21 protein-coding genes are annotated in these 23,999 nt (G+C 66.9%); all 21 read left to right on the forward strand.

All coding sequences use genetic code 11. The features are described 5' to 3' along the window. Positions 1 to 66: 66 nt before the first annotated feature. Entirely contained in the window at positions 67 to 444 is a 378-nt protein-coding gene (locus tag AC0J5J_RS01655) for a DUF3040 domain-containing protein (protein WP_134423063.1), read from the forward strand. 254 nt (positions 445 to 698) lie between these two features. Then, positions 699 to 1,130 (forward strand): division/cell wall cluster transcriptional repressor MraZ, encoded by a 432-nt coding sequence (mraZ, locus tag AC0J5J_RS01660; RefSeq protein ID WP_134423065.1) that lies wholly within the window; start codon positions 699 to 701, stop codon positions 1,128 to 1,130. 96 nt (positions 1,131 to 1,226) lie between these two features. Next, positions 1,227 to 2,180 (forward strand): 16S rRNA (cytosine(1402)-N(4))-methyltransferase RsmH, encoded by a 954-nt coding sequence (rsmH, locus tag AC0J5J_RS01665; RefSeq protein WP_134423067.1) that lies wholly within the window; start codon positions 1,227 to 1,229, stop codon positions 2,178 to 2,180. Further along, positions 2,177 to 2,797 (forward strand): cell division protein FtsL, encoded by a 621-nt coding sequence (gene ftsL, locus AC0J5J_RS01670; RefSeq protein ID WP_474899166.1) that lies wholly within the window; start codon positions 2,177 to 2,179, stop codon positions 2,795 to 2,797. The genes rsmH and ftsL overlap by 4 nt, the downstream gene beginning before the upstream one ends. Positions 2,798 to 2,965: 168 nt before the next feature. After that, positions 2,966 to 4,693 carry a peptidoglycan D,D-transpeptidase FtsI family protein gene (locus AC0J5J_RS01675; protein ID WP_474899168.1) on the forward strand — a complete coding sequence of 576 codons (1,728 nt, stop codon included), beginning with the start codon at positions 2,966 to 2,968 and terminating at the stop codon, positions 4,691 to 4,693. Between the two features lie 13 nt (positions 4,694 to 4,706). Beyond that, positions 4,707 to 6,251: a Mur ligase family protein gene (locus tag AC0J5J_RS01680; RefSeq protein WP_474899169.1), complete on the forward strand. Its 1,545-nt coding sequence runs from the start codon at positions 4,707 to 4,709 to the stop codon at positions 6,249 to 6,251. Continuing rightward, entirely contained in the window at positions 6,252 to 7,664 is a 1,413-nt protein-coding gene (locus AC0J5J_RS01685; RefSeq protein WP_474899171.1) for a UDP-N-acetylmuramoyl-tripeptide--D-alanyl-D-alanine ligase, read from the forward strand. Then, on the forward strand, positions 7,661 to 8,755 hold the full coding sequence (mraY, locus tag AC0J5J_RS01690; protein ID WP_134423075.1) for a phospho-N-acetylmuramoyl-pentapeptide-transferase: 1,095 nt from the start codon (positions 7,661 to 7,663) through the stop codon (positions 8,753 to 8,755). Before AC0J5J_RS01685 ends, mraY begins: the two co-directional genes overlap by 4 nt. Beyond that, on the forward strand, positions 8,737 to 10,278 hold the full coding sequence (murD, locus tag AC0J5J_RS01695) for a UDP-N-acetylmuramoyl-L-alanine--D-glutamate ligase (protein WP_134423077.1): 1,542 nt from the start codon (positions 8,737 to 8,739) through the stop codon (positions 10,276 to 10,278). Before mraY ends, murD begins: the two co-directional genes overlap by 19 nt. 73 nt (positions 10,279 to 10,351) lie before the next feature. Next, positions 10,352 to 11,572, forward strand: coding sequence for a putative lipid II flippase FtsW (gene ftsW, locus AC0J5J_RS01700; protein WP_474899173.1), 1,221 nt, complete (start codon positions 10,352 to 10,354; stop codon positions 11,570 to 11,572). Continuing rightward, a complete protein-coding gene (locus tag AC0J5J_RS01705; RefSeq protein WP_474899175.1) occupies positions 11,569 to 12,657 on the forward strand; it encodes a UDP-N-acetylglucosamine--N-acetylmuramyl-(pentapeptide) pyrophosphoryl-undecaprenol N-acetylglucosamine transferase in 1,089 nt (362 codons plus the stop codon). Before ftsW ends, AC0J5J_RS01705 begins: the two co-directional genes overlap by 4 nt. A 57-nt stretch (positions 12,658 to 12,714) precedes the next feature. Continuing rightward, complete coding sequence (gene murC / locus AC0J5J_RS01710) at positions 12,715 to 14,112, forward strand: UDP-N-acetylmuramate--L-alanine ligase (RefSeq protein ID WP_474899177.1); 1,398 nt, start codon at positions 12,715 to 12,717, stop codon at positions 14,110 to 14,112. A 13-nt stretch (positions 14,113 to 14,125) separates the two neighbouring features. Next, on the forward strand, positions 14,126 to 15,229 hold the full coding sequence (locus AC0J5J_RS01715) for a cell division protein FtsQ/DivIB (protein WP_474899179.1): 1,104 nt from the start codon (positions 14,126 to 14,128) through the stop codon (positions 15,227 to 15,229). 140 nt (positions 15,230 to 15,369) lie between these two features. Beyond that, entirely contained in the window at positions 15,370 to 16,548 is a 1,179-nt protein-coding gene (ftsZ, locus tag AC0J5J_RS01720; RefSeq protein WP_474899180.1) for a cell division protein FtsZ, read from the forward strand. A gap of 13 nt (positions 16,549 to 16,561) precedes the next feature. Then, positions 16,562 to 17,269, forward strand: a complete 708-nt coding sequence (locus AC0J5J_RS01725) for a YggS family pyridoxal phosphate-dependent enzyme (RefSeq protein WP_474899182.1) — start codon at positions 16,562 to 16,564, stop codon at positions 17,267 to 17,269. A 35-nt stretch (positions 17,270 to 17,304) separates the two neighbouring features. Then, entirely contained in the window at positions 17,305 to 17,859 is a 555-nt protein-coding gene (locus AC0J5J_RS01730; RefSeq protein WP_134423089.1) for a cell division protein SepF, read from the forward strand. A gap of 8 nt (positions 17,860 to 17,867) precedes the next feature. After that, positions 17,868 to 18,167: a YggT family protein gene (locus AC0J5J_RS01735; protein ID WP_474899184.1), complete on the forward strand. Its 300-nt coding sequence runs from the start codon at positions 17,868 to 17,870 to the stop codon at positions 18,165 to 18,167. A gap of 140 nt (positions 18,168 to 18,307) precedes the next feature. Then, on the forward strand, positions 18,308 to 18,937 hold the full coding sequence (locus tag AC0J5J_RS01740) for a DivIVA domain-containing protein (protein WP_134423093.1): 630 nt from the start codon (positions 18,308 to 18,310) through the stop codon (positions 18,935 to 18,937). 28 nt (positions 18,938 to 18,965) lie between these two features. Continuing rightward, entirely contained in the window at positions 18,966 to 19,484 is a 519-nt protein-coding gene (lspA, locus tag AC0J5J_RS01745) for a signal peptidase II (RefSeq protein ID WP_474899186.1), read from the forward strand. 8 nt (positions 19,485 to 19,492) lie between these two features. Beyond that, on the forward strand, positions 19,493 to 20,413 hold the full coding sequence (locus tag AC0J5J_RS01750) for an RluA family pseudouridine synthase (protein WP_134423097.1): 921 nt from the start codon (positions 19,493 to 19,495) through the stop codon (positions 20,411 to 20,413). Positions 20,414 to 20,520: 107 nt separating this feature from the next. Beyond that, positions 20,521 to 23,988 carry a DNA polymerase III subunit alpha gene (dnaE, locus tag AC0J5J_RS01755; protein ID WP_134423663.1) on the forward strand — a complete coding sequence of 1,156 codons (3,468 nt, stop codon included), beginning with the start codon at positions 20,521 to 20,523 and terminating at the stop codon, positions 23,986 to 23,988. The last annotated feature ends 11 nt before the right edge of the window (positions 23,989 to 23,999 follow it).

Here is a 23,999-nt window from a genome sequence, read left to right on the forward strand (position 1 = left end):
AGCCTAGCCATCTCGGCGGGGTTAGACTCGGTGTAGCACAGCGCGATCCCAAACAGGAGGAATGAGATGCCGCTTTCGGAACAAGAGCAGCGACTCCTCGAAGAGATGGAGCGCGGTCTCTATCACAACGACGCAGACTTCGTGGCGAACGTCGGAGGGACCTCCCTGCGACCCAACTACCGTTCGATTTCTCTCGGGGTTCTGGCCGCGGTAGCGGGTATCGGCGCACTCATCGCCGGCGTGGCCATTCAGCAGCTGTGGCTGGGTGTTCTGGGCTTCATCATCATGTTCGCCGGCGTGCTGATCGCGACCACTCCGAGCAAGAACGCCAAGCGGATGTCCGCAGCCCCCCGCGCGCGGCCCACTCAGCAGCGCTCCCCGGACCGTGGCTTCATGGATCGCATGAACGAACGCTGGGATCGTCGCCAGGACGGCCAGCAGTAAACCTCCACTTCGCACCACCTCGCTCCACCCGTCACTGACTGTAGGGCCGATCATCCGATCGGCCCTTTTTTTGTGCCCAAAAACAACGCGGATCAACCTCAAGTGACGAATTTCCCTCCACTTATGCTTCCCAGTGTTTATAAGGCGTTCAAGAGAATGTTTCTCGAGTTTTCTCGCTATTTCCTGACTGAGTGGATCAAAGTGGAGTAAAGTGGAGCACAATCTGGACCTTGGCCGGAAGAGAGGGGGGATAGATGTTTTTCGGCACCTATGCTCCCAAGCTCGACGAAAAAGGGCGCGTCATCCTTCCCGCGAAGTTCCGCGATGAGCTGTCTCCGGGAATCGTCATGACCCGCGGCCAGGAGAACTGCCTGTACGTGTTCACGACTCAGGAGTTCGAGGCGTACTACACGCAGTTCTCACGGGCACCGCTCACGGACCAGGGTGCGCGCTCCTTCAACCGGCTGATCTTCTCCGGTGCGAGCGCCGAGATGCCGGACAAGCAGAACCGGGTGACCATTCCGGCGAACCTGCGCAGCTACGCCGGGCTCGACCGGGACCTGACCGTCATCGGTGTGGGCACCCGGGTCGAGATCTGGGACACCACCGCGTGGGAAACCTACCTTGCCGGGCAGGAAGACTCATTCGCCAACATCGCCGAGGAGGTGATTCCGGGACTCATGTAGCTCCTGACGCCTGACTCCCAGCCGTTCCGCCTGACACACTTCCCCGGTGCCAGAGACGAATGGATGGGGATCAGGAATCAGGAACCACCCGGGACTATGGACATCAACGACATCCACACCCCAGTACTGCTGGACCGCTGCGTCGAGCTGCTCGCTCCGGCGCTGGAACGACCGGGCGCTGTTCTCGTCGACGCCACGCTCGGAATGGCCGGCCACGCCGAAGCGTTCCTGCAGCGATTCCCCGAGTTGGTCCTGGTCGGACTCGACCGGGACCTCGACGCTCTCGCGATCGCCGAGGAACGGCTGAAACCGTTTCGCGACCGGGTTCACCTGGTGCACACCGTGTACGACGGCATCCAGGACGCTCTGGACGGCCTCGGCATCCCCGAGGTGGCCGGCGTGCTGTTCGACCTCGGCGTCTCGTCGCTGCAACTCGACCGGGTCGAGCGTGGATTCTCCTACTCCAAGGACGCACCGCTGGACATGCGCATGGACAACACCAGCGATCTGACGGCCGAGCGCATCCTTGCCACCTACAGTGAGCAGGAACTGCGACGGATCTTCCACGAGTACGGCGAGGAGAAGCTGGCGGCACGCTACGCCAAGGCCATCGTCGAGGCGCGGGAGACCACCCCGTTCGTGCGGTCGGCCCAGCTCGTCGCCGTGATCACCGCCGTGACGCCGGTCGTCGTGCAGCGCGCCGGGCACCCGGCGAAGCGGGTCTTCCAGGCCCTGCGCATCGAGGTCAACCAGGAACTCGCGGTTCTGGAACGGGCCATCCCGGCCGCGCTCGAGTCGGTCGCCGTCGGCGGACGCATCGTCGTGATGGCCTACCAGTCCCTCGAGGACCGGATCGTCAAGAAGACCCTGGCGAAGGCATCCGGCTCCACCGCCCCCGCCGGCCTGCCGATCGAACTCCCCGAACACAAACCGCTGTTCAAACTTCTGATCCGGGGTGCCGAACTGGCCTCGGACGAGGAAAAAGCACTCAACCCGCGCGCAACGCCGGTTCGTCTTCGCGCCGCCGAAAGACTCAGGAGAGCCTCATGAGCGACAACCTCGCCCGCGTCCTACGACCCACCTGGGAGAACATCCCGGGCCCAGCCGCGGCGGAGCCGACTCGTCACATCGAGATCGTGTCCCCGCGCAGTCAGCAGAAGGCGCGTCCGAAGATCGTCTACGCGCTCTCGGCCGTCACGGGCGTGGCTGTCATCGTCATCGCTCAGCTGCTGCTCAGCGTGGGGATCTCCCAGTCCGCGTACGAGGTGTCCCGGCTGCAGGCCAGCCAGGTCGAACTCGGTCGAACGGCCGAAAGCGTGACCGAAGACCTCGTCCGGGTGTCCTCGCCGCAGAGCCTGGCTGCCAACGCTGAAGCGCTCGGCATGGTCACCAACTCGAACCCGCTCTTCCTGCGACTTTCGGACGGCGCCGTGCGCGGCGCCCCGGCCTCGGCCATCGGAAGCCAGGCCGGCACGGCGAGCCTGGTGCCGAATGCGCTGCTCGCCGGCGTACCGTTGATCACAGAACTGCCGCAGAACACCGGCCAGGGCGCCAGCCTCGGCGGGTCGGCCGCCAGCCAACCGGCGGAACCGGTCGCCGCGGCATCCGTGCCCACTGTCGTGCCCGAAGCTGTGCCCGACGCTCTGCCGACACCCACGACCCGCTAGCCGGTTCGTTCCCCGGGTGGCGTCCACCACCCGATTCGTCCCGTCACGTCCGTTCCCAGAACGTTCCACACCCGCGGCCCAGGCCGCAGTCAGGATTCGCAGGTGACGAGCAGCAGCCGGCCCCCCAGCACCCGGTCGAGCCGGCGCCGAAGTGCAGCGACGATGGTCATGCTGCTTCTTTTCGTGACGGTGTTCGTGGTACGGCTCGTCGACATCCAGGTGGTGCGTGCCGATACCCTCAGTGCCGATTCGCTCGGCAATCGCTCGGTCGAGCAGCCCGTCTACGGTTCCCGCGGTGACATCGTCGACTCCAACGGGGTCGTCCTGGCCGGCACGGTGATGCGCTACAACATCACCCTGTCACCGCGGAACGCCAAGGAATTCGAACGCACCACCGACACCGGCGACGTGACCGTGACTCTCGCCCAGGCGGTCGCGGAGGTGGCTGCCCTGACCGGGCAGACCGGCGATGAGATCCTCACGATCATCTCCGACGCCCTCGCCGCCGACAAGGACTCCGACTACGCGGTCGTCGTGCGGGCCGTGGACGTGTCGGTGTTCCGTGCCATCGACGCGCTCGACATTCCGTGGATGTACGCCGAGAAGAACCCCAGCCGGGTCTACCCCGACGGCGCCGTGGCCGGCAACCTGGTCGGCTTCGTCTCGTCCGGGGGAGAGGCGCAGGCCGGAATCGAGCTCGGCCAGGACTCCTGCCTGGCGAGCACCAACGGCACGGAGACCTACGAGAAGGGTGCGGACGGCGTGCGCCTGCCGCAGAGCACCGTCACCACCAAGACGGCCAAGGACGGTGGTGACGTCGTCACGACCATCGACTCCGACCTGAACTGGTTCGTGCAGCAGGCGCTGGCCAAGCAGGCGATCGCGACGGGCGCCGCCTGGGGAAACGTGGTGGTGCAGGAGGTCAAGACCGGCAAGCTCGTCGCCGTCGCCGACTACCCCTCGGTCGACCCCAACAACGTCAACGGGACCGCCAACCCCGATGACCGCGGGTCCCGGGCGTTCACGGCCTCCTTCGAGCCCGGTTCGACGTTCAAGGCGCTCACCACGGCATCCGTTCTCGACGCGGGCGCGGCCACCCCGCTCAGCCGTGTCGTTGCGCCGTACCGGTACCTGCCGCCCAACGGCGCCAACGTGAACGACAGCTCCGGCCACGCCGACCTGAACCTCACCCTCACAGGTGTGATGATCGAATCGTCGAACACGGGCATGTCCAAGTTCGGCGAGTTGATCAGCGACCAGCAGCGCTACGACTACATGACCAAGTTCGGTGTGGGGTCGACCACGGAATCCGGGTTCCTCGCCGAGGACTCCGGCATCCTGCATCCCTATGAGGACTGGGACAACCAGACCAAGTACGCCACCATGTTCGGTCAGGGTCTGACAACCACGGCCATCCAGGTGTCGAGCATGTACCAGACCCTGGCCAACAACGGCGTCCGGATGCCCGTGCAACTGATCGCCGGTTGCCGCCACGCCGACGGAACCATGACCGATGTCCCGGAAGCGGTCGGCACGCCGGTCGTCTCGGCCACCGCGGCCCGCGACACCGCCGACATCCTCGAGATGGTCTACCAGAAGGCGTGGCTGGCCAAGACGTGGGAGATTCCGGGCTACCGGGTCGCCGCGAAGACCGGAACGGCGCAGATGCCCGACGGTCAGGGCGGCTACACCAAGGGGTACCTGGTGTCGGTCTCCGGCTTCGCTCCCGCCGACGATCCGCAGTACGTCGTTTCGGTCAGCCTCGCCGATCCTGTTAAACTAAATTCTTCCGCCGCATCTGCTCCGATCTTCCAGGAGGTCATGAGTCAGGTGCTGAAGAAGTACCGGGCAGTTCCTTCGGGCGCCACCGCGCCTGCGCTCCCCGGTACCTGGTAAGAAAGCGAGCCCCGTGACCGAAGTGGCACCCTCGGCTCTCCGTCCTCAGCATCCGGTCCCCAGATCGTTGTCGGGACTGGTCGATGAATTCGAACTGTATGTGCACGGCGACGTTGATGGCCTCGAGGTCACCGGCGTGAGCCTGAGCTCCCGAACCGTTCAACCCGGAGACCTGTATGTCGGCGTTCCCGGACGGGCCAGCCATGGCGCGTCCTACGCCGCCGGCGCCCGTGAATCAGGCGCCGTCGCGATCCTGACCGACGAGGCTGGCGCGATCCTGGCGGTCGAGTCCGGCCTGCCGATCCTGGTGACCCCGGACGCCCGCGCCGCTCTCGGAGCCGTCGCCGCGTGGATCTACCGCACCGACGCGAACCCGGCCACGCTGTTCGGCGTCACCGGCACCAACGGCAAGACCAGCGTGGTCTACCTGCTCTTCGCCCTGCTGAATCAGCTCGGCGTCGTGTCCGGTCTCACCTCCACGGCCGAGCGCCGCATCGGCGACCTCGCCGTGGTGAGCTCCCTGACGACCCCGGAGGCGACCGAACTGCACGCCCTGCTCGCCCGCATGCGGGAAGCCAAGGTTCGCGCCGTCGCCATCGAGGTCTCGGCCCAGGCGCTGAGTCGCCACCGCGTGGACGGCCTCGTCTTCGACGTCTCCGGGTTCACGAACCTCAGCCACGACCACCTCGACGACTACGCGAGCCTGGACGAGTACTTCCAGGCCAAACTCGAGCTCTTCCAGCCCGACCGGTCCAAGCGCGGCGTCATCACGGTCGATTCCCACTGGGGCCGTCGGATCGTCGACGAGTGCCGCATCCCGGTGACCACGCTGAGCAGCGATCCGGCGACCCCAGCCGATTGGCACATGTCCATCGTCTCCGAGAGCGCCCTGTACACCGAGTTCCTGCTCGAGGGACCGGAGGGCCGCCGGCTGCAGACCCGGGTGCCCCTGGTGGGCTGGTTCATGGCCGCCAACGCGGCCCTGGCCATCCTGCTGCTGGTCGAGTCCGGTTACGACCTCGAGGCGATCGCCCATTGCCTCGACCGCGACGGTGGCATCGACGTGTACATCCCCGGCCGTGCCGAGCGCATCTCCGGGGACACCGGGCCGCTGGTCTACATCGACTACGGGCACAGCCCGGACGCGTTCCTGAACACCCTCGCCGCCATTCGCAAGTTCACCCCCGGCCGCCTGATCATGGTCTTCGGCGCCGACGGCGACCGCGACACGACCAAACGGGCCGACATGGGCGCCATCGCGGCCCGCGGAGCGGATGTCGTCGTCGTCACCGACTTCCACCCCCGGTTCGAAGACCCCGCGGCCATCCGTGCGACCCTGCTGGCCGCGGCCAGGGAGGCCGTTCCCGATGGTGAGTTCCACGAGGTGCCGGACCCCCGGACGGCGTTCCGAACGGCGCTCTCCCTAGCGAAAGAAGGCGACGCGATCTTGTACGCGGGACCAGGCCATGAAAATTACCACGAGGTTGCCGGCGTGAAGATTCCCTATTCCGCCCGGGACGATTCCCGTCAGGCGCTGCGAGACGCGGGGTGGCTGTAGATGATCACTCTCACCCTCGAACAGATCGCCCTTGCCGTCAACGGCACCCTGCACTTGCAGGGCAGCGACCTCACGGCTGACTCGGTCACCGACGGCATGGTGCACACCGACTCGCGTGACACGGTGCCCGGCTCGATCTTCGTCGCCAAGCCCGGCGAGGTGACCGACGGTCACCTCTTCGCCCCGGCCGCCGTCGACCGCGGCGCCACCCTGCTGCTCGTCGAACGCCACCTGGACCTCCCTGTGGCCCAGATCGTGGTGCCGGATGCCGTCACCGCCCTCGGCGACCTGGCCACGTTCGTCGTGGCCCGCGTCCGCGCGGCCGGCAACCTCAAGATCGTGGCCGTCACCGGGTCCAACGGCAAGACCACCACAAAGAACCTGATCCGGGCGGTGCTCGAGCGGGTGGGACCCACCGTCGCCGCGCGCGCATCCTTCAACAACGAGGTCGGCGCACCGCTGACCATGCTCGAACTGACCCAGGACACCCGGTTCCTGGTGGCCGAGATGGGTGCCAGCGGCAGGGGCGAGATCGCCCGGCTGATCCGCATGGCGCGGCCCGACGTGGGCATCGTGCTGAAGGTCGGGCTCGCTCACGCCGGCGAGTTCGGCGGCATCGAGGCCACAGTTCTGGCGAAGACCGAGATGGTCACCGACCTGCTCGAGACGGATGTCGCCATCCTGAACACCGACGACCCGCGCGTCGCCGGTATGGCCGCCCACACCGCGGCCCGGATCGTCTGGTTCGGCCAATACGGCGATGAGGGTGTGCGCGCCACCGAGGTGCACGCCTCGGCGCGGGGCACCACGTTCACCCTGCAGCTGGCCTCGGGGGAGAAGCGTCCGGTTGCGTTCCGTGTGCTCGGCGAGCACCACGTGATGAACGCCCTGGCCGCCGCCGCCGCGGCCGAGGTGCTCGGCGTCGGAATCGACGACATCGTCTCGGCCCTCGAATCCGTGCAGACCGCCGAACGCTGGCGGATGCAGGTGCTGGGCGGTCGTGACGGGGTGACGGTGATCAACGACGCCTATAACGCCAGCCCCGACTCCATGACGGCGGCGTTGAAGACCCTCGCCCAGATCAACATCCCCGGCCGGCGCACGATCGCCGTGCTCGGCGAGATGAGCGAACTGGGCGAACTGGCCGGTGAAGAGCACGACCGCGTCGGGCTGCTCGCCGTACGCCTGAACATCTCCCAGCTCATCGTGGTCGGGCGGGCGGCGCGGCGCATGCACATCAGCACGATCAACGAGGGGTCCTGGGACGGAGAATCGGCATTCGTCGAATCTGCGGACGAGGCCTTCGAATTGCTGCGTGACACCGTGCAACCGGGAGACACTGTACTCGTGAAATCATCGAATTCCGCGGGCCTGCGCTTCCTGGGCGACCGTCTGGGAGAGTGGTTCTCGTGAGAGCGCTTCTGATGGCGGGTGCCTTCTCCCTCGTCTTCACCCTGACCCTGACGCCGCTGTTCATCCGGCTGTTCCACAAGTTGGGCTGGGGACAGTTCATCCGCGACGACGGCCCGCAGAGCCACCACGCCAAGCGCGGAACCGCCACCATGGGTGGCATCATCATCATCGTCGGAACCGTGGTCAGCTACTTCTCGGCCATGTGGATCACCGGGACGCACATTCCGATCTCGCCCCTGCTGGTGCTGTTCATGATGGTCGGCCTCGGCCTGGTCGGCTTCGTCGACGACTTCCTGAAGACCCGCAACCAGCGCAGCCTCGGTCTCGGCGGCTGGGCGAAGGTCACCGGCCAGGTCATCGTCGCTGGCTCCTTCGCCCTGCTCTCGATCCAGTTCCCGAACGTCAACGGCGTCACTCCTGCGTCGACGCAGATCTCCTTCCTGCGTGACCTGCCGCTGGACTTCATGAAGCTCGGCACGATCGTCGGCATCTCGCTCTTCGTGCTCTGGATCTGTCTGATCGTGACCGCCACCTCCAATGGCGTCAACGTCACCGACGGGCTCGACGGGCTCGCCACCGGGTCGTCCATCCTCTCGATCGGCGCGTTCATCGTGATCGGCTTCTGGCAGTCCAACCAGGCCCGCTACGGCGGAGCCGACGTGGCGGACCTCTACCGGTCCTACGACGTGCGGGACCCGCTCGACCTCGCCATCGTCTCCGCCGCCATCGTCGGAGGCCTGATCGGCTTCCTGTGGTGGAACACCTCCCCGGCGAAGATCTTCCTCGGCGATACCGGGTCGCTGGCCATCGGCGGCGCCCTCGCCGCGCTGGCCATTCTCAGCCGCACCGAACTGCTGCTGGTGCTGATCGGTGGCCTGTTCGTGATCGAGGCCGGGTCCGTCATCGTGCAGCGCGCCTACTTCAAGGTGACCCGCGGCAAGCGCATCTTCCTGATGAGCCCGATTCACCACCATTTCGAACTCAAGGGCTGGGCCGAGGTCACCGTGGTGGTGCGCTTCTGGATCATCGGCGGTCTGCTGGTGGCCGCCGGCGTCGGCACCTTCTACCTGGAATGGCTGACGAGCCAGTGACCGACGGTCACTCCGTGCGCCTGGACTCTCTGACCAGCTGGCACGCCGACTGGTCCGGCCTGCGGGTGGCCGTCCTCGGCCTGGGCGTGACCGGCTTCGCGGCAGCCGACACCCTCGCCGAACTGGGCGCAGACGTGCTCGTCGTGGCCGGCAACGCCCCCGCGGATACCATCCGTCTGCTCGACGTGATCGGGGCCGGACTGGTGCAGGACGCCGCGGGCGTCGTCCCGGACGAACTGATCCGTCACCGCCCCGAACTGGTCATCGCGTCGCCCGGCTACCACCCCGACCACGCCCTCCTCGTCTGGGCCGCGGAGACCGGCATACCGGTCTGGGGCGATATCGAGCTGGCCTGGCGGCTGCGCGACAAGGTCGGCCCGGCCGCCGAGTGGATCCTGGTGACGGGAACCAACGGTAAGACCACGACCGTGCAGCTCACCGCCACCATGATCGCCGCCGCCGGCCTGCGTGTCGCGCCGTGCGGCAACATCGGTGTGCCCGTTCTCGACGCCGTCCGCGATCCGCAGGGTTGGGATGTGCTGGTGGTCGAGCTCTCCAGCTATCAACTGCACCACCTGCCCCGCACCGGACCGGGCTCCCTCACGCCGTTTTCCAGCGTGTGCCTCAACATCGCCGACGACCACCTTGACTGGCACGGCTCTGCCGAGGCCTATCGTGACGCGAAGGCCACCGTTTACGCCAACACGAGGGTGGCCTGCGTCTACAACAAGGCGGACGCCGTGACCATGCGGATGGTCGAGGACGCCGACGTGGCGGAGGGTGCCCGGGCGATCGGTTTCGGGCTCGGCGTGCCGGGTCCCAGCGACTTCGGCCTGGTCGAGGACATTCTCTGCGACCGTGCCTTCCACGAGGATCGGTTCGAGACCGCGGTCGAGATCACGACCGTGCCCGAGCTGCGGGCCCGCGGGCTCAGCGCCCCGCACCTGCTGGCGGACATCCTGGCGGCCAGCGCCCTGGCCCGGTCGTTCGGCGTCTCCCCGGCCGTGATCCACGATGCGTTGGATTCCTTCCGTCTCGACGCGCATCGGATCGAGGTCGTGGCGGAGTCGGCCGGCATCCGCTGGATCGACGACTCGAAGGCCACGAACCCGCATGCGGCGGATGCCTCGCTCACCGCCTTCGATTCCGTCGTCTGGCTGGTCGGCGGCCTGCTGAAGGGCGTTGACGTCGACGACCTGGTGGCCCGGCATGTCGGTCACCTGCGCGGGGCCGTCATCATCGGCCGGGACCGCTCGGTGCTGCGGGACGCATTCCGGCGACACGCGCCCGAACTGACCGTGTTCGAGATCGAGTCCGACGACACTGGACAGGTGATGCCGGGGGCCGTGCGTCGTGCGGCCGGCCTGGCCGAAACCGGTGACGTGGTGCTGCTCGCCCCGGCTGCGGCATCCATGGACCAGTTTCGAGACTATGCAGAGCGGGGCCGGCTGTTCGCCGACGCCGTGCACGAACACCTGGGAGGTGAGGCGGATGAAGACTCCGCCCAGGCCCCCGGCGCCTAGGCAGGTCGCGCCGAAGCCTGTCGCGCCGAAACCGGTTGCGCCCCACACGACTGGGCCGCGTTCGGTCGATTCCGTGGCAGACCCGTCCGCGGAAGCGGGCGCGGTCGCCGGCTCCGCGACCCGCATCCACTTCGGGCGCGTGTTCAAGGTCGAATCCACGAGCTACTTCCTGCTGCTGGGCACAACACTGTTCCTCGTCGTCTTCGGCCTGATCATGGTGCTGTCCTCGTCGTCCGTCGATTCCTACCTGGAGAACACGGGATTCTTCGGCACGGTGCTGCGGCAGGGTGGATTCGCCCTGATCGGCGTTCCCCTGATGCTGATGATCAGCCACCTGCCGCTGAAGTTCTGGCAGCGCGTGGCCTGGCCGATGCTCATCGTCGCCTGCCTGATGCAGGCCCTGGTGGTCTTCACGCCGCTGGGGTACGAGGTGGCCGGCAACACCAACTGGCTGTCGATCGCGGGAGTCCAGTTCCAGCCGTCCGAAGCGATCAAGCTGGCCCTCGTCGTCTGGCTGGGCGTGATCCTCTCGCAGAAGCAGAACAAGCTCGACGACTGGCGACACGTGTATATTCCGGTCTTCGGCGTCGGCGGCGGCGCGGTGATGCTCGTCCTCATCGGCGGGGACCTCGGAACGGTCATGATCATGGCCGGAATCCTCTTCGGTGCTTTGTTCTTCGCCGGGGTGCGCCTGCGCATGCTGGCTGTTCCCCTCGCCGTGGGAGCGGTGCTCGCGCTGCTCATGGCGGTGACCAGCTCGAACCGGATGACGCGCATCCTGAGCTTCATGGGCGCCGGGTGCGACGAACTCGACGGTCCCATCTCGGCGGCGTGCTGGCAACCGCTGCACGGCACCTGGGCACTCGCCAGCGGCGGTGTCTTCGGGGTGGGGCTCGGCAATTCCAAGGCGAAGTGGTCCTGGCTGCCCGCCGCCGACAACGACTACATCTTCGCGATCATCGGCGAGGAACTCGGACTGATCGGCGCCATCGTCGTTCTGTTCATGTTCATCCTCCTGGCCGTCGCCTTCCTGCGCATCATGCGCACGAGCACCAGCATGCAGGCCCGCGTCTCGACGGCCGCCGTCCTGGTCTGGCTGATCGGCCAGGCTTTCGTCAACATCGGCGTTGTCCTGGGGGTGTTCCCGGTCCTGGGCGTCCCGCTCCCGCTGGTCTCCGCCGGAGGAACCGCCCTGCTCACCACGCTCGGCGCGATCGGGATCGTCTTGTCGTTCACCCGGGGCGACCGACCGACCACCGCGCGCCGCACCGCACCATCTGGAGACGACGAATGACCACCTATCTGCTCGCCGGCGGCGGCACCGCCGGCCACGTGAACCCGCTCCTGGCGGTCGCCGACACCATTATGAGCCGGCAACCGGATGCCACGGTGATCGTTCTCGGCACCCACGAAGGCCTCGAGGCGCGGCTGGTTCCGGCCCGCGGCTACGAACTCGTCTTCACGCCGCGATTGCCGTTCCCACGCCGGCCGAACCGTCAGGCGCTGACCTTCGTGCCCCGCCTCAACCGGGCCGTCGGTGATCTGGTCACCCTCATCCGCAACCGGAACGTGGACGTCGTCGTCGGCTTCGGCGGCTACGTGTCGACACCGGCCTACCTGGCGGCTCGGCGTGCCGGTGTGCCGATCGTGATCCACGAGGCCAACGCCCGGGCAGGTCTGGCGAACCGGCTGGGTGCCTGGCTCACCGGACACGTCGGCGTGGCCTTCCCCGGCACCCGGATCCGCCACCCCCACGTGGTGGGCATGCCGCTCCGCCCCGAGATCGCGGGGTTGGACCGGGCGCAGGCCCGCCCGGAAGCCCTGGCCTTCTTCGGCCTCGACGCCGACCGGCCCACCCTGCTGGTCACCGGCGGCTCGCTCGGTGCGCGCCGATTGAACAACACCATCGTCGGGTCGGCCACGCACCTGATCGACGCCGGCTGGCAGGTGCTGCACATCACGGGAGACCGGTCGGAGGTGCAGGACCCCGACCTTGCCCACTACCGCGTGGTCTCCTACTGTGACCGGATGGACCTGGCGTTGGCGGTCGCCGACTTCGCGGTGTCGCGAGCCGGGGCCGGCACGGTCTGCGAACTGAGCGCTCTCGGCATCCCGGCCGTATACGTGCCGTATCCCGTGGGCAACGGCGAGCAGCGCTTCAACGCAGCGGACGTCGTCGGCACCGGGGGAGGGATACTCGTCGACGACGCGGACTTCCTGCCTGCCTGGGTTCAGGCCGAGCTCATCCCGGTGCTCACCGACCGGGATCGCGTGCGCCGGATGGGCGTCGCCGCTGCATCCGCCGGCGGTCTGGACGGCTCGGCCAGGATGGCCGACTTCATCGCTGCGGCTCTACCGCAGCGCCAGCGGCTAACGTAGGAGCGCACTCGCGTGCGCACACCAGCATTTGTCTCCAACTGAGAAGAGCCAGCAACCGTGATCAAGCCCGACCTGAACCTCACCATTCCCCGTGACCTCGGCACGGTGCACTTCGTGGGCATCGGCGGTTCGGGGATGAGCGGGATCGCACGGCTCTTCCTCGCCGCCGGTCACACCGTGACCGGGTCGGATGTGCGCGAATCCGACAATGTGCTGGCCCTACGGGAACTGGGCGCACACATTGCCATCGGCCACGCCGCCGAGAATGTCGGCACCGCCGACAGCCTGGTCGTCACGGGGGCACTCTGGCAGGACAATCCGGAATACGTCCTTGCGAACGAACGCGGGCTTCCTGTGCTGCACCGATCCCAGGCCCTGGCCTGGCTGATCGAGAAGCACCGGCTCGTCGCTGTCGCCGGCGCCCACGGCAAGACCACCTCGACCGGCATGATCGTGACGGGCCTGCTCGGTCTGGGCACGCACCCCAGCTTCGTCAACGGCGGCGTGATCGAGTCCCTCGGCGTGTCCGCGGCCGCCGGCACCGACGATCTCTTCGTGGTGGAAGCCGACGAATCCGATGGCTCGTTCCTGCTCTACAACACGGCTGTCGCCCTGGTCACGAACGTCGACCCCGACCACCTGGACCACTACGGATCGCTCGAGGCGTTCGAGGCCGCATTCGTCGAGTTCGCCCAGAAGTCCACCGAATTCGTGGTGATCTCCTCCGATGACGCCGGGGCGGTCAGCGTCACGAAGAAGCTCACCGCCAAACGGGTCATCACCTTCGGCGAGGATGCCGCGGCGGACGTGCGCGTGCACTCGGTCGTCACCGACGGACCCGTTCGCTTCGGCGTGGCCTGGGCCGGCCACGACTATTTCGCCACCCTTCGCATCCCGGGCCGCCACAACGCCGTGAACGCCGCCGGCGCCTTCGCCGTGCTGGTGGGACTCGGATTCGACCCTGAGGCGTCACTGGCCGCCATCTCGGAGTTCGGCGGCACGGAGCGCCGGTTCGAGCTGCACGGCACCGTCGGCGGGGTGAGCGTCTACGACGACTACGCCCACCACCCGACCGAGGTGGCGGCGGCGCTGACCGCCGCACGCACGGTGGTCGGCACCGGCCGGATCATTGCCGTGCACCAGCCGCACCTCTACAGCCGCACGCGCCTGTTCGCGCAGGAGTTCGCCCAGACACTCGAGACCACGGCGGACCAGACCATCGTCCTCGGCGTCTATGGCGCTCGGGAAGACCCGGAACCCGGCGTGACCGGCGCCTTGGTCTCCGAGAAGTTCACGGACGCCTCCAAGGTCGTCTACGTGCCGGACTGGCAGGAAGCCGCCGACTACGTGGCGCAGATCGCCCGCGACGGCGATTTCGTCGTCACCCTCGGCTGCGGTGACGTGTACCGGATCGTGCCCCAGCTCCTCGCCTCGCTCACCCAGGCGCGCGGATGACCCGCAGCCGCGCATGAAGCGGCCCCAGGGCTACGACGCTCAGTCGCGGGGTCCGGCCCAGCCGACCCCCGCGGGGACGTCTGATCCCCAGACGGGCGCGGCCAAGACGGGCGCGGCCAAGCCGGCCGCGGCCAAGCCGGCCGTACCGAGAATCGGAGCCGCCAGGACGCGCGCCGCGAAACCCGGTGCCGCGAAACCCGGTACCGCGAAACCCGGTGGCGCGAAATCGGTCGACCAGACGACCACTGAGCCGATCACTCTTCCGGCACACCCTGGATCCGTCGCGCCCGTATCGCCGTTACGAGCGCCGTCCACGACGCTGCCGCCCGAGCCGCTTCCGGCGCCGCTGACCCCGGCCGGGGCGAGGCGCAAGCTTCGGGCGGCGCGCCGTGCTCGCAAGCTCTACGAGCGTGAGGAAGTGCGGCGCTTCACCTGGCGGTCCCGCCGCCGTCGCAACGTCTGGTTGGGCTCCCTGGGCATCGTGGCCGCCCTGGTCGCCTTCGTGCTGCTCGGCACGTTCTCGCCTCTGATGGCTCTGCGCACCATCGAAGTCGTCGGAGCGAATCGGGTGCCGGCAGAGCAGATTCAGTCTGCACTCGACGGCCAGCTCGGCACCCCGCTCCCGCTCGTCGACTTCGCCGAGGTGAAGCAGGAACTGTCCGCCTTCACACTGATCCAGAGCTATGTCACCGAGAGCCGCCCGCCGAACACCCTCGTCGTGCGCATCGTCGAGCGCGAACCCATCGGCGCCCTCGTGACCGCCTCCGGTTTCGACCTTGTCGACGCTGCCGGGGTGGTCATCCAGAGCAGTGCGGAACGCCCCGCCGGGTACGCGACCATCGATGCGCGGGCCGGGGTGGGCAGCGCCGGCTTCCGGGCGGCGACCGCCGTGATCGCCGCCCTGCCGGCGGACATCCGTTCGTCGCTGGACACGGTCACCGCCGCCACGAAAGACGACGTGACTCTGACCCTGGCGGGTGGGGCGCGCGTCGTCTGGGGGAGTGCCGAGCGGAGCGACTTCAAGGCCGTCGTGCTCGCTGCCCTGATCGTCACCAATCCGGTCGGCAGCGTGGGCGAGTACGACGTGTCGTCACCGGACAGTGCCGTTCTTCGCTGAGAACTTGGCGGATCTTCGCGACACGCGGGCGCGCCTCCCCAAGCCTGATCGGCTGGCGCATAACTTTCTAAACAGGAATTGCATACTCAGCATAACTTTAAACTTCGAGTAGAGGTTTAGGGTTCCACCGGAGGCCGGACGTGTCAACAACAAATCAGAACTACCTCGCAGTCATCAAGGTTGTTGGAATCGGTGGCGGCGGTGTCAACGCCGTCAACCGCATGATCGAGCTCGGCCTCCGCGGCGTCGAGTTCATCGCCATCAACACGGATGCCCAGGCGCTCCTGATGAGCGACGCGGACGTCAAACTCGACGTGGGCCGCGACCTCACCCGCGGCCTCGGCGCCGGCGCCGACCCTGAGGTCGGCCGCCGTGCCGCCGAGGATCACGCCGAGGAAATCGAAGAGGCCCTGGCCGGGGCGGACATGGTCTTCGTCACGGCCGGCGAGGGTGGTGGAACGGGCACCGGCGGTGCGCCGGTCGTCGCCCGCATTGCCAAGTCGATCGGCGCACTCACCATCGGTGTCGTCACCAAGCCGTTCGGCTTCGAGGGCAAGCGCCGCCAGGCGCAGGCCGAAGCCGGCGTCGCCTCGCTCAAGAACGAGGTCGACACCCTCATCGTCGTGCCGAACGACCGGCTGCTGGAGATCAGCGACCGCGGAATCAGCATGCTCGAGGCCTTCGCCACCGCCGACCAGGTGCTGCTCGCCGGTGTGCAGGGCATCACGGACCTGATCACCACCCCGGGCCTGATCAACCTCGACTTCGCTGACGTCAAGTCCGTCATGCAGGGGGCAGGTTCGGCGCTCATGGGCATCGGTTCCTCCCGCGGCGCCGACCGGGCCATCAAGGCGGCCGAGCTGGCGGTGGCCTCGCCGCTGCTCGAGGCGTCCATCGACGGCGCCCACGGAGTGCTGCTCTCGATCCAGGGTGGCTCCAACCTCGGCATCTTCGAGATCAATGACGCCGCGCGCCTGGTGCAGGAAGCCGTGCACCCCGAAGCGAACATCATCTTCGGTGCCGTCATCGACGACACCCTGGGCGACGAGGTGCGGGTCACCGTCATCGCCGCCGGATTCGACGGTGGTGAGCCCGGCGCGAAGGCCGTCGAGGTTCGTCGTGCCGACCTGGTTGCCGCCGGCGTTGCTGCGGGCGCAGGCGCAACGGGCGCTGCGGCGACCGGTGCTGTCGAAGCGGTTCCGTACACGGATGCCTCCGCGTCGTCGGTCTGGTCCGGCGTCGAGCCCGGTGCGGCCGTCGCCGACCCGGCCTTCGAAGAAGACCCGGACGATCTGGACATCCCGGACTTCCTGAAGTAATCGCTGCACCACGATGAGTGATACCGTCCTGCCCGACGCCCAGCCTGCCGGTGGCGGACTCCCGGAGCGACTGAGCACGGTTCGTTCCGGGATCGCTGCCGCGGCTGCGGCGGCCGGGCGGGACGTATCCGAGCTCACCATGATCGTGGTGACCAAGTTCCAGCCGGTCTCCCTGATCGAGGAGCTCGCAGCCCTCGGCGTGCAGGACTTCGGCGAGAGCCGGCACCAGGAGGCGCAGGGGAAAGCCCAAAGCCTGGCCGGGCTCGACCTGACCTGGCATTTCGTGGGCCAGGTGCAGGGCAAGAAGGCCCGGCAGGTGCGGGCCTACTCCGACGTCATCCATTCCGTCGATCGCGTCTCGCTCGTCGATGCGCTCGCCTCGGAGGACTCCGGCATCGACTGCTTCGTGCAGGTCAACCTGACGGAGGACCCGGCCCGGGGCGGCGTGGTCCCCGCAGAGCTGGATGCGCTGGTCGAGCGGGTGCTCGGCACGAGCGGGCTGCGTCTGCTCGGGCTGATGGCTGTCGCTCCGATCGGCATCCCGCCGCGTCGCGCCTTCGCCCTGGTCAGAGAACTGGGCGAGCGCACGCGGCGTCTGGCGCCTGGCGCCACGTCCCTGTCCATGGGCATGTCGCAGGACTACGCGGAGGCGATCGCCGAGGGAGCGACACACCTTCGAATTGGCACAGCAATCACCGGGAATCGCCCGGTATCCGGTTAATCTGAATAAGTAGAATCACCAACACGGAGGTCGAGATGTCCAACCCGCTCAAGAAAACCATGGTTTACCTGGGTCTGGCAGACGAGGAACTCGAGTACGAGGCGCCTGCTGCTGCGCCTGCGTCGACGGGCCCCCACTCGACGGTGTCCAACGCTGCGGCGTCCAAACCGGCCGCTCCCCACTCCGCTGCGACCCCGTCGCACACTTCGTCTTCGCACTCCAACGGCGCATCCGCTTCGACCGGTCGCGCCCCGGTGACACCGCTGCGCAAGACCTCCGCTCCCAAGAATGTGGCTGCCTCAGACATGAATGAAATCCTCACCGTCCACCCGCGCCAGTACAAAGACGCCCAGGTGATCGCAGAATCCTTCCGTGACGGGATCCCGGTCATCATCAACCTGTCCCAGATGAGCGACGCCGACGCGCGACGCCTGATCGACTTCGCCAGCGGCCTGTCGCAGGGTCTGTACGGCAAGATCGAGCGCGTCACGGCCAAGGTGTTCCTGCTCTCCCCGTCGCACGTTGTCGTGTCCGGCGACAACGCCGCGGAGGACTCCGACGCCGAGGCGTCCTTCTTCGCACAGTCGTAGCCCCCACCGTGTTCCTCGTGAACGTGATCGGAACGATCGCCTACTACGCGCTCCTGCTCTATTTCTTCGTGATGTGGGGGAGGTTCATCATCGACCTCGTGCGCAGCGTCAACCGGTCCTGGCGGCCGCAGGGCTTCCTGCTGGTCCTGATCGAGCTGGCCTACTCGCTGACCGATCCGCCCATCAAGTTCTTCCGTCGGCTGTTGCCGCCGTTGCGTGTGGGGCCGATCGCCTTTGACTTCGGCTGGAGCATCACCATGCTCTGTGTCATCGTCTCGATGTCGATCACCGGGTTCATGCGCCTGTAGATACCGTTCGTCCCGGGCTTGGCATGTATTCTGGTCCGACGGCGTGCTGGGCTGACGCGGTTCGACTCGTCGTCGGACCTTGATAGCGTTGGTTGAACGCAAACAAATGTTCGCAATCTAAGTTTTAAGGGTGGAAAGCCATGGCGCTAACTCCGGAAGATGTAGTCAACAAGCGGTTCCAGTCGACTAAGTTTCGCGAAGGATACGATCAGGACGAGGTCGATGACTTCCTCGACGAGGTCGTCGTTGAACTTCGGCGACTGACTGCGGAGAACGAAGAGCTCAAGGCTCGCGTTTCCTCCGGTGGCGGCGCAGCTGAGCCTGTTCTCGAGTCCGCACCGGTCCCTGAGGCCGTCGTGGAGCCCGTTGCGGCTCCCGTCGTCGTTGCCGCACCCGTGGCCGCTCCGGTCGTCGCCGAGCCGATCGACGAGACCGCCGGCACGACGAACCTTCTCCAGCTGGCGCGCCGCCTGCACGAGGAGCACGTCAAGGAGGGTGCCGAGAAGCGCGATGCACTCATCGCCGAAGGCCACGCCACCGCAGCCCGTCTCGTGGCCGAGGCCGAAGCCAAGCAGCGCGCCCAGCTCACCGTTCTCGACCAGGAGCGTTCCGTTCTCGAGACCAAGATCGATGACCTGCGCACCTTCGAGCGTGAGTACCGCCAGAAGCTGAAGAGCTACATCGAGACCCAGCTGCACGACCTCGACGCCACGTCGCCGGTCGAGGCGAGCAACGCCTCGAAGCCGAGCTACCAGAGCTTTGGCGCCTAGGGTTCCAACGAAGAAGCGCCACGGTGCGTTGATCCTCCTGGCCGTGGTGGCCATGGGGATCTACGCTCTGGATCAGATCAGCAAGTACCTCGTCGTCAGCACGCTGACCGAGGGTGACATCGTCCGGGTTCTGGGAGACGTGCTGCACATGCACTTCGTCCGGAACCCGGGCGCCGCCTTTTCCATGGCTTCCGGCATGACCTGGATATTCTCCATCATCGCCGTCGCGGTGGTGGGACTCCTCGTCTGGTTCGCCGGGCGCATCCGTTCACTGACCTGGGCGGTGGTCTTCGGGCTGCTGCTCGGTGGGGTTCTGGGAAATCTGACCGACCGGCTGCTGCGGGAGCCGTCCTTCGGTCTCGGGCATGTCATCGACTTCATCTCCACGCCCTGGCTGATCCCCGCCATCTACAATGTCGCCGATATGGCGATCGTGTCGAGCATGATCATCTTCATGTACCTGACCATCCGCGGGATCGGTCTCGACGGGCGCCGCGCCGACGCGTCGGACTCGTCCGAGGCCACCCCCACCCAGATAGCACCCTGATTCTCCCCATGGAAACACGCTCCCTTCCTCTCCCGGACGGCCTCGCCGGAGTTCGCGTCGACGCCGGAATCGCCAAGCTCCTCGGCTTCTCGCGCAGTTTCGCCGCTGATGTCTGCGAGGCCGGCGGGGTCACCCTCAACGGTGTCGTGGTCGGCAAATCCGACCGGCTGCACGGGGGAGCCTGGCTGGAAGTGTCCTGGCAGCCCCGGGAAGCCCTGGCGATCGTGCCTATCGCGGTCCCGGACCTCACGATCGTGCACGACGACGAGAGCATCGTGGTCATCAACAAGCCGTCCGGGGTCGCGGCCCACCCGAGCGTGGGCTGGACCGGTCCCACCGTGGTGGGTGCGCTGTCCGCCGCCGGCTACCGCATCGCGACCTCCGGGGCGAGCGAGCGGGCCGGGGTCGTGCACCGCCTCGACGCCGGTACCAGCGGCCTGATGGTCGTCGCCAAGTCGGAGACCGCGTACACGGCGCTCAAGCGTGCTTTCCACGACCGCGAGGTCGAGAAGATCTATCATTCCGTCGTCCAGGGGCACCCCGATCCGAGCACGGGAACCATTGACGCCCCGATCGGCCGCCACCCACGGTCGGATTGGAAGTTCGCGGTCATCGCGGGCGGCAAGGATTCCGTCACCCACTACGAGACGCTCGAAGCATTCCCGTCGGCGTCGCTGCTGGAGGTACACCTGGAGACAGGACGCACCCATCAGATCCGGGTGCACATGGCCGCCCAGCGGCATCCGTGCGTCGGCGACGCCATGTACGGCGCCGATCCCTCCATCACGGCGCGTCTCGGCCTGACGCGGCAGTGGCTGCACGCCAAGCAACTGGCCTTCCACCACCCGGACACCCGGGAGTGGGTCACCTTCACCACCGACTACCCGACCGACCTCGCGCACGCCCTCGACGTGCTGCGCGACGCCTGACCCGTAGCGACCAATTCCAACACCACGGAGCCGTTTTGTCCTCTCAGAATAAGTCGGGCGGATCGAAGGATTCCTTCGTGCACCTGCATGTGCACAGCGAGTACTCGATGCTCGACGGCGCGGCGCGGGTCAAGCCGCTCATCAACGCGGCCATCGAGCAGGGGATGCCCGCGGTCGCCATCACCGACCACGGCAACATGTTCGGTGCGTTCGATTTCTGGCGCACCGCCACCGAGGCCGGCATCAAGCCGATCATCGGCACGGAGGCGTACATCACCCCCGGAACCAACCGGCGGGACAAGACCCGGGTGCGGTGGGGCACCAGCGGCCAGAACCGCGACGACGTCGGTGGCGCCGGTTCCTACACGCATATGACGCTGTTGTCCGAGACCACGGCCGGCATGCACAACCTGTTCCGCCTGTCGTCGAAAGCCAGCCTGGAGGGGTACTACTTCAAGCCCCGGATGGACCGGGAACTGCTCTCGGAGTTCTCCGGGGGACTGATCGGCACGACCGGGTGCGTGGGTGGCGAGGTGCAGACCCGACTACGCCTCGGCCAGTACGACGAGGCGAAGAAGGCCGCTGGGGAGCTGCAGGACATCTTCGGCAAGGAGAGCTTCTTCTGCGAGATCATGGATCACGGCATCGACATCGAGCGCCGCACCATGACCGACCTGCTCAAACTCGCCGGTGAGCTGAAGATGCCGCTCGTGGCCAGCAACGACCTGCATTACACCCACGCGCATGATGCGACGGCTCATGCGGCCCTGCTCTGCGTGCAGTCGGCCTCGACACTCGACGATCCCAACCGCTTCAAGTTCGACTCCAACGAGTTCTACCTGAAGACCGCCGCGCAGATGCGGCACCTGTTCCGCGACCACCCGGAAGCCTGCGACAACACCCTGCTGATCGCTGAGCGGTGCCAGGTGGAGTTCAACACCAAGGCCAACTACATGCCCCGGTTCCCCTGCCCCGAGGGGGAGAACGAGGAGAGCTGGTTCGTCAAGGAGAACGAGATCGGGCTGGCCAAGCGCTACCCGAACGGCATCCCGGACGAGGTGCGGAAGCGCGCCGACTACGAGATCGGCATCATCATCCAGATGGGGTTCCCGGGCTACTTCCTCGTCGTGGCCGACTTCATCATGTGGGCCAGGCAGCAGGGCATCCGGGTGGGTCCCGGGCGTGGTTCGGGCGCCGGCTCGATGGTGGCCTACGCCATGGGAATCACCGACCTCGACCCTCTCGTGCACGGACTGATCTTCGAGCGGTTCCTCAACCCCGACCGCGTCTCCATGCCCGACTTCGACGTGGACTTCGACGAGCGCCGCCGCGGCGAGGTCATCCACTACGTGACCGACAAGTACGGCGAGGAGCGCGTCGCGCAGATCGTCACTTACGGCACGATCAAGGCCAAGCAGGCACTGAAGGACGCCTCCCGCGTGCTCGGCTTCCCCTTCGGCATGGGCGACAAGCTGACCAAGGCCATGCCGCCGGCAATCATGGGCAAGGACGTGCCGCTGACCGGCATGTTCGACAAGGACCACGCGCGCTACCGTGAGGCCGCTGACTTCCGCGCCGTGATCGAGTCCGACCCGGAGGCCCGCACCGTCTTCGACACCGCCCTCGGCCTGGAGAACCTCAAGCGCCAGTGGGGCGTGCACGCGGCGGGCGTGATCATGAGCTCCGACCCTTTGATCGACATCATCCCGATCATGAAGCGCGAAGCTGACGGCCAGGTCGTCACGCAGTTCGACTACCCGGCGTCGGAGGCCCTCGGCCTGATCAAAATGGACTTCCTGGGGCTGCGCAACCTCACCATCATCGATGACACGCTCGACAACATCGCGGTGAACCGCGGGCACCGCCCCGTGCTCGAAGAGCTCGGCCTCGAAGACCCGGCCGCCTATGAACTGCTCGCCCGCGGTGACACTCTCGGAGTGTTCCAGCTCGACGGCGGTCCCATGCGATCGCTGCTGCGGCTGATGAAGCCTGACAACTTCGAGGACATCTCGGCCGTTATCGCGCTGTACCGGCCCGGCCCCATGGGCGCCAACTCCCACACCAACTACGCGCTGCGCAAGACCGGGCAGCAGGAGATCATCCCGATCCACCCGGAACTCGAGGAGGCGCTGAAAGACGTCATCGGCACCACCTACGGCCTGATCGTGTACCAGGAGCAGGTCATGTCGATCGCGCAGAAGCTGGCCGGGTTCTCCCTCGGCCAGGCCGACCTGCTACGCCGGGCAATGGGCAAGAAGAAGAAGTCGGAGCTGGACAAGCAGTTCGAGGGCTTCTCCGGCGGGATGGTCGCCAACGGGTACTCCATGGAGGCCGTGAAGACCGTCTGGGACATCCTGCTGCCGTTCTCCGACTACGCCTTCAACAAGGCCCACTCGGCCGCCTACGGGGTGCTCTCCTACTGGACGGCCTACCTCAAGGCGAAATACCCGGCCGAGTACATGGCCGCGCTTCTCACCAGCGTCGGCGACTCCCGCGACAAGCTGGCGCTGTACCTGAACGAGTGCCGACGGATGGGCATTCAGGTGCTGCCGCCCGACGTGAACGAATCGATCGGGTACTTCGCCGCCGTGGGCACGGACATCCGGTTCGGGCTCGGCGCGGTGCGTAACGTGGGCTTCAACGTGGTCGACGCGATCCGCGCCGCCCGCACCGAGAAGGGCGCGTTCGAGTCATTCCACGACTTCCTGCGCAAGGTGCCGATTCCGGTGGCCAACAAGCGCACGGTCGAGTCCCTGATCAAGGCCGGCGCCTTCGACTCGCTCGGATCGACCCGCCGGGCCATGTTCGAGATCCACGAGGGCGCGGTGGAATCCGCGGTCAAGATCAAGCGCGACGAACAGCACGGCATGGTCGGTTTCGACTTCGACAGCCTGTTCGACGACCCGCAGGAGACCGAGCAGGTCCCTGACCGACCCGAGTGGAGCAAAAAGGAAAAGCTCGCACTCGAGCGCGACATGCTCGGCCTGTACGTGTCCGACCATCCGCTGGCCGGGCTGGAAATCCCGCTGGCCAAGCACGCCAGCACGACCATCGTGGACCTGGTGGGGTCGGAGCAGACCCAGGATGCCGACACGGTCACCATCGCCGGGCTGATCACGAGCGTGCAGCACCGGATCGCGAAGAAGTCGGGCAACCAGTACGGCATCATCCAGGTCGAGGACTTCGGCGGCGAAATCGCCGTCATGTTCATGGGCAAGGCGTACCAGGAGTTCTCGCCCGACCTGATCAGCGACTCGGTCGTGGTCGTGCGGGGCCGGGTGAGCCTGCGCGATGACGGCATGAACCTGCACGCGTACAGCATCTTCGCACCAGATCTGGGCCAGGCCGCCGATACGGGAACGCTGACCATTACCCTGGCCGAGTCGCGGGCGACGACCGACACCGTGACGGCGTTGGGCGAGGTCATCACGCGCCATATCGGAGAGTCGGAGGTGCGACTCAAGCTGGTGAAGGGCACTGTGGCGCGGGTCTTCGAACTGCCCCACCAGGTGAAGGTCAGCGCCGATCTGTTCGGGGAGCTCAAGAGCCTGCTCGGGCCGAACTGCCTGACCTAGTTTCTTGCCCG

This window comes from Cryobacterium sp. TS_SC_7, assembly GCF_056156285.1.

Coding starts and splice junctions, on each gene's coding strand:
- murD (WP_134423077.1), top strand. CDS start 8,737: ATGGCTGACGAGCCAGTGACCGACGGTCACTCCGTGCGCCTGGACTCT.
- AC0J5J_RS01740 (WP_134423093.1), top strand. CDS start 18,308: ATGGCGCTAACTCCGGAAGATGTAGTCAACAAGCGGTTCCAGTCGACT.
- dnaE (WP_134423663.1), top strand. CDS start 20,521: ATGCTCGACGGCGCGGCGCGGGTCAAGCCGCTCATCAACGCGGCCATC.
- AC0J5J_RS01715 (WP_474899179.1), top strand. CDS start 14,126: ATGAAGCGGCCCCAGGGCTACGACGCTCAGTCGCGGGGTCCGGCCCAG.
- AC0J5J_RS01705 (WP_474899175.1), top strand. CDS start 11,569: ATGACCACCTATCTGCTCGCCGGCGGCGGCACCGCCGGCCACGTGAAC.
- mraZ (WP_134423065.1), top strand. CDS start 699: ATGTTTTTCGGCACCTATGCTCCCAAGCTCGACGAAAAAGGGCGCGTC.
- AC0J5J_RS01750 (WP_134423097.1), top strand. CDS start 19,493: ATGGAAACACGCTCCCTTCCTCTCCCGGACGGCCTCGCCGGAGTTCGC.
- AC0J5J_RS01685 (WP_474899171.1), top strand. CDS start 6,252: ATGATCACTCTCACCCTCGAACAGATCGCCCTTGCCGTCAACGGCACC.
- ftsL (WP_474899166.1), top strand. CDS start 2,177: ATGAGCGACAACCTCGCCCGCGTCCTACGACCCACCTGGGAGAACATC.
- AC0J5J_RS01725 (WP_474899182.1), top strand. CDS start 16,562: ATGAGTGATACCGTCCTGCCCGACGCCCAGCCTGCCGGTGGCGGACTC.
- AC0J5J_RS01730 (WP_134423089.1), top strand. CDS start 17,305: ATGTCCAACCCGCTCAAGAAAACCATGGTTTACCTGGGTCTGGCAGAC.
- rsmH (WP_134423067.1), top strand. CDS start 1,227: ATGGACATCAACGACATCCACACCCCAGTACTGCTGGACCGCTGCGTC.
- AC0J5J_RS01655 (WP_134423063.1), top strand. CDS start 67: ATGCCGCTTTCGGAACAAGAGCAGCGACTCCTCGAAGAGATGGAGCGC.
- AC0J5J_RS01675 (WP_474899168.1), top strand. CDS start 2,966: ATGCTGCTTCTTTTCGTGACGGTGTTCGTGGTACGGCTCGTCGACATC.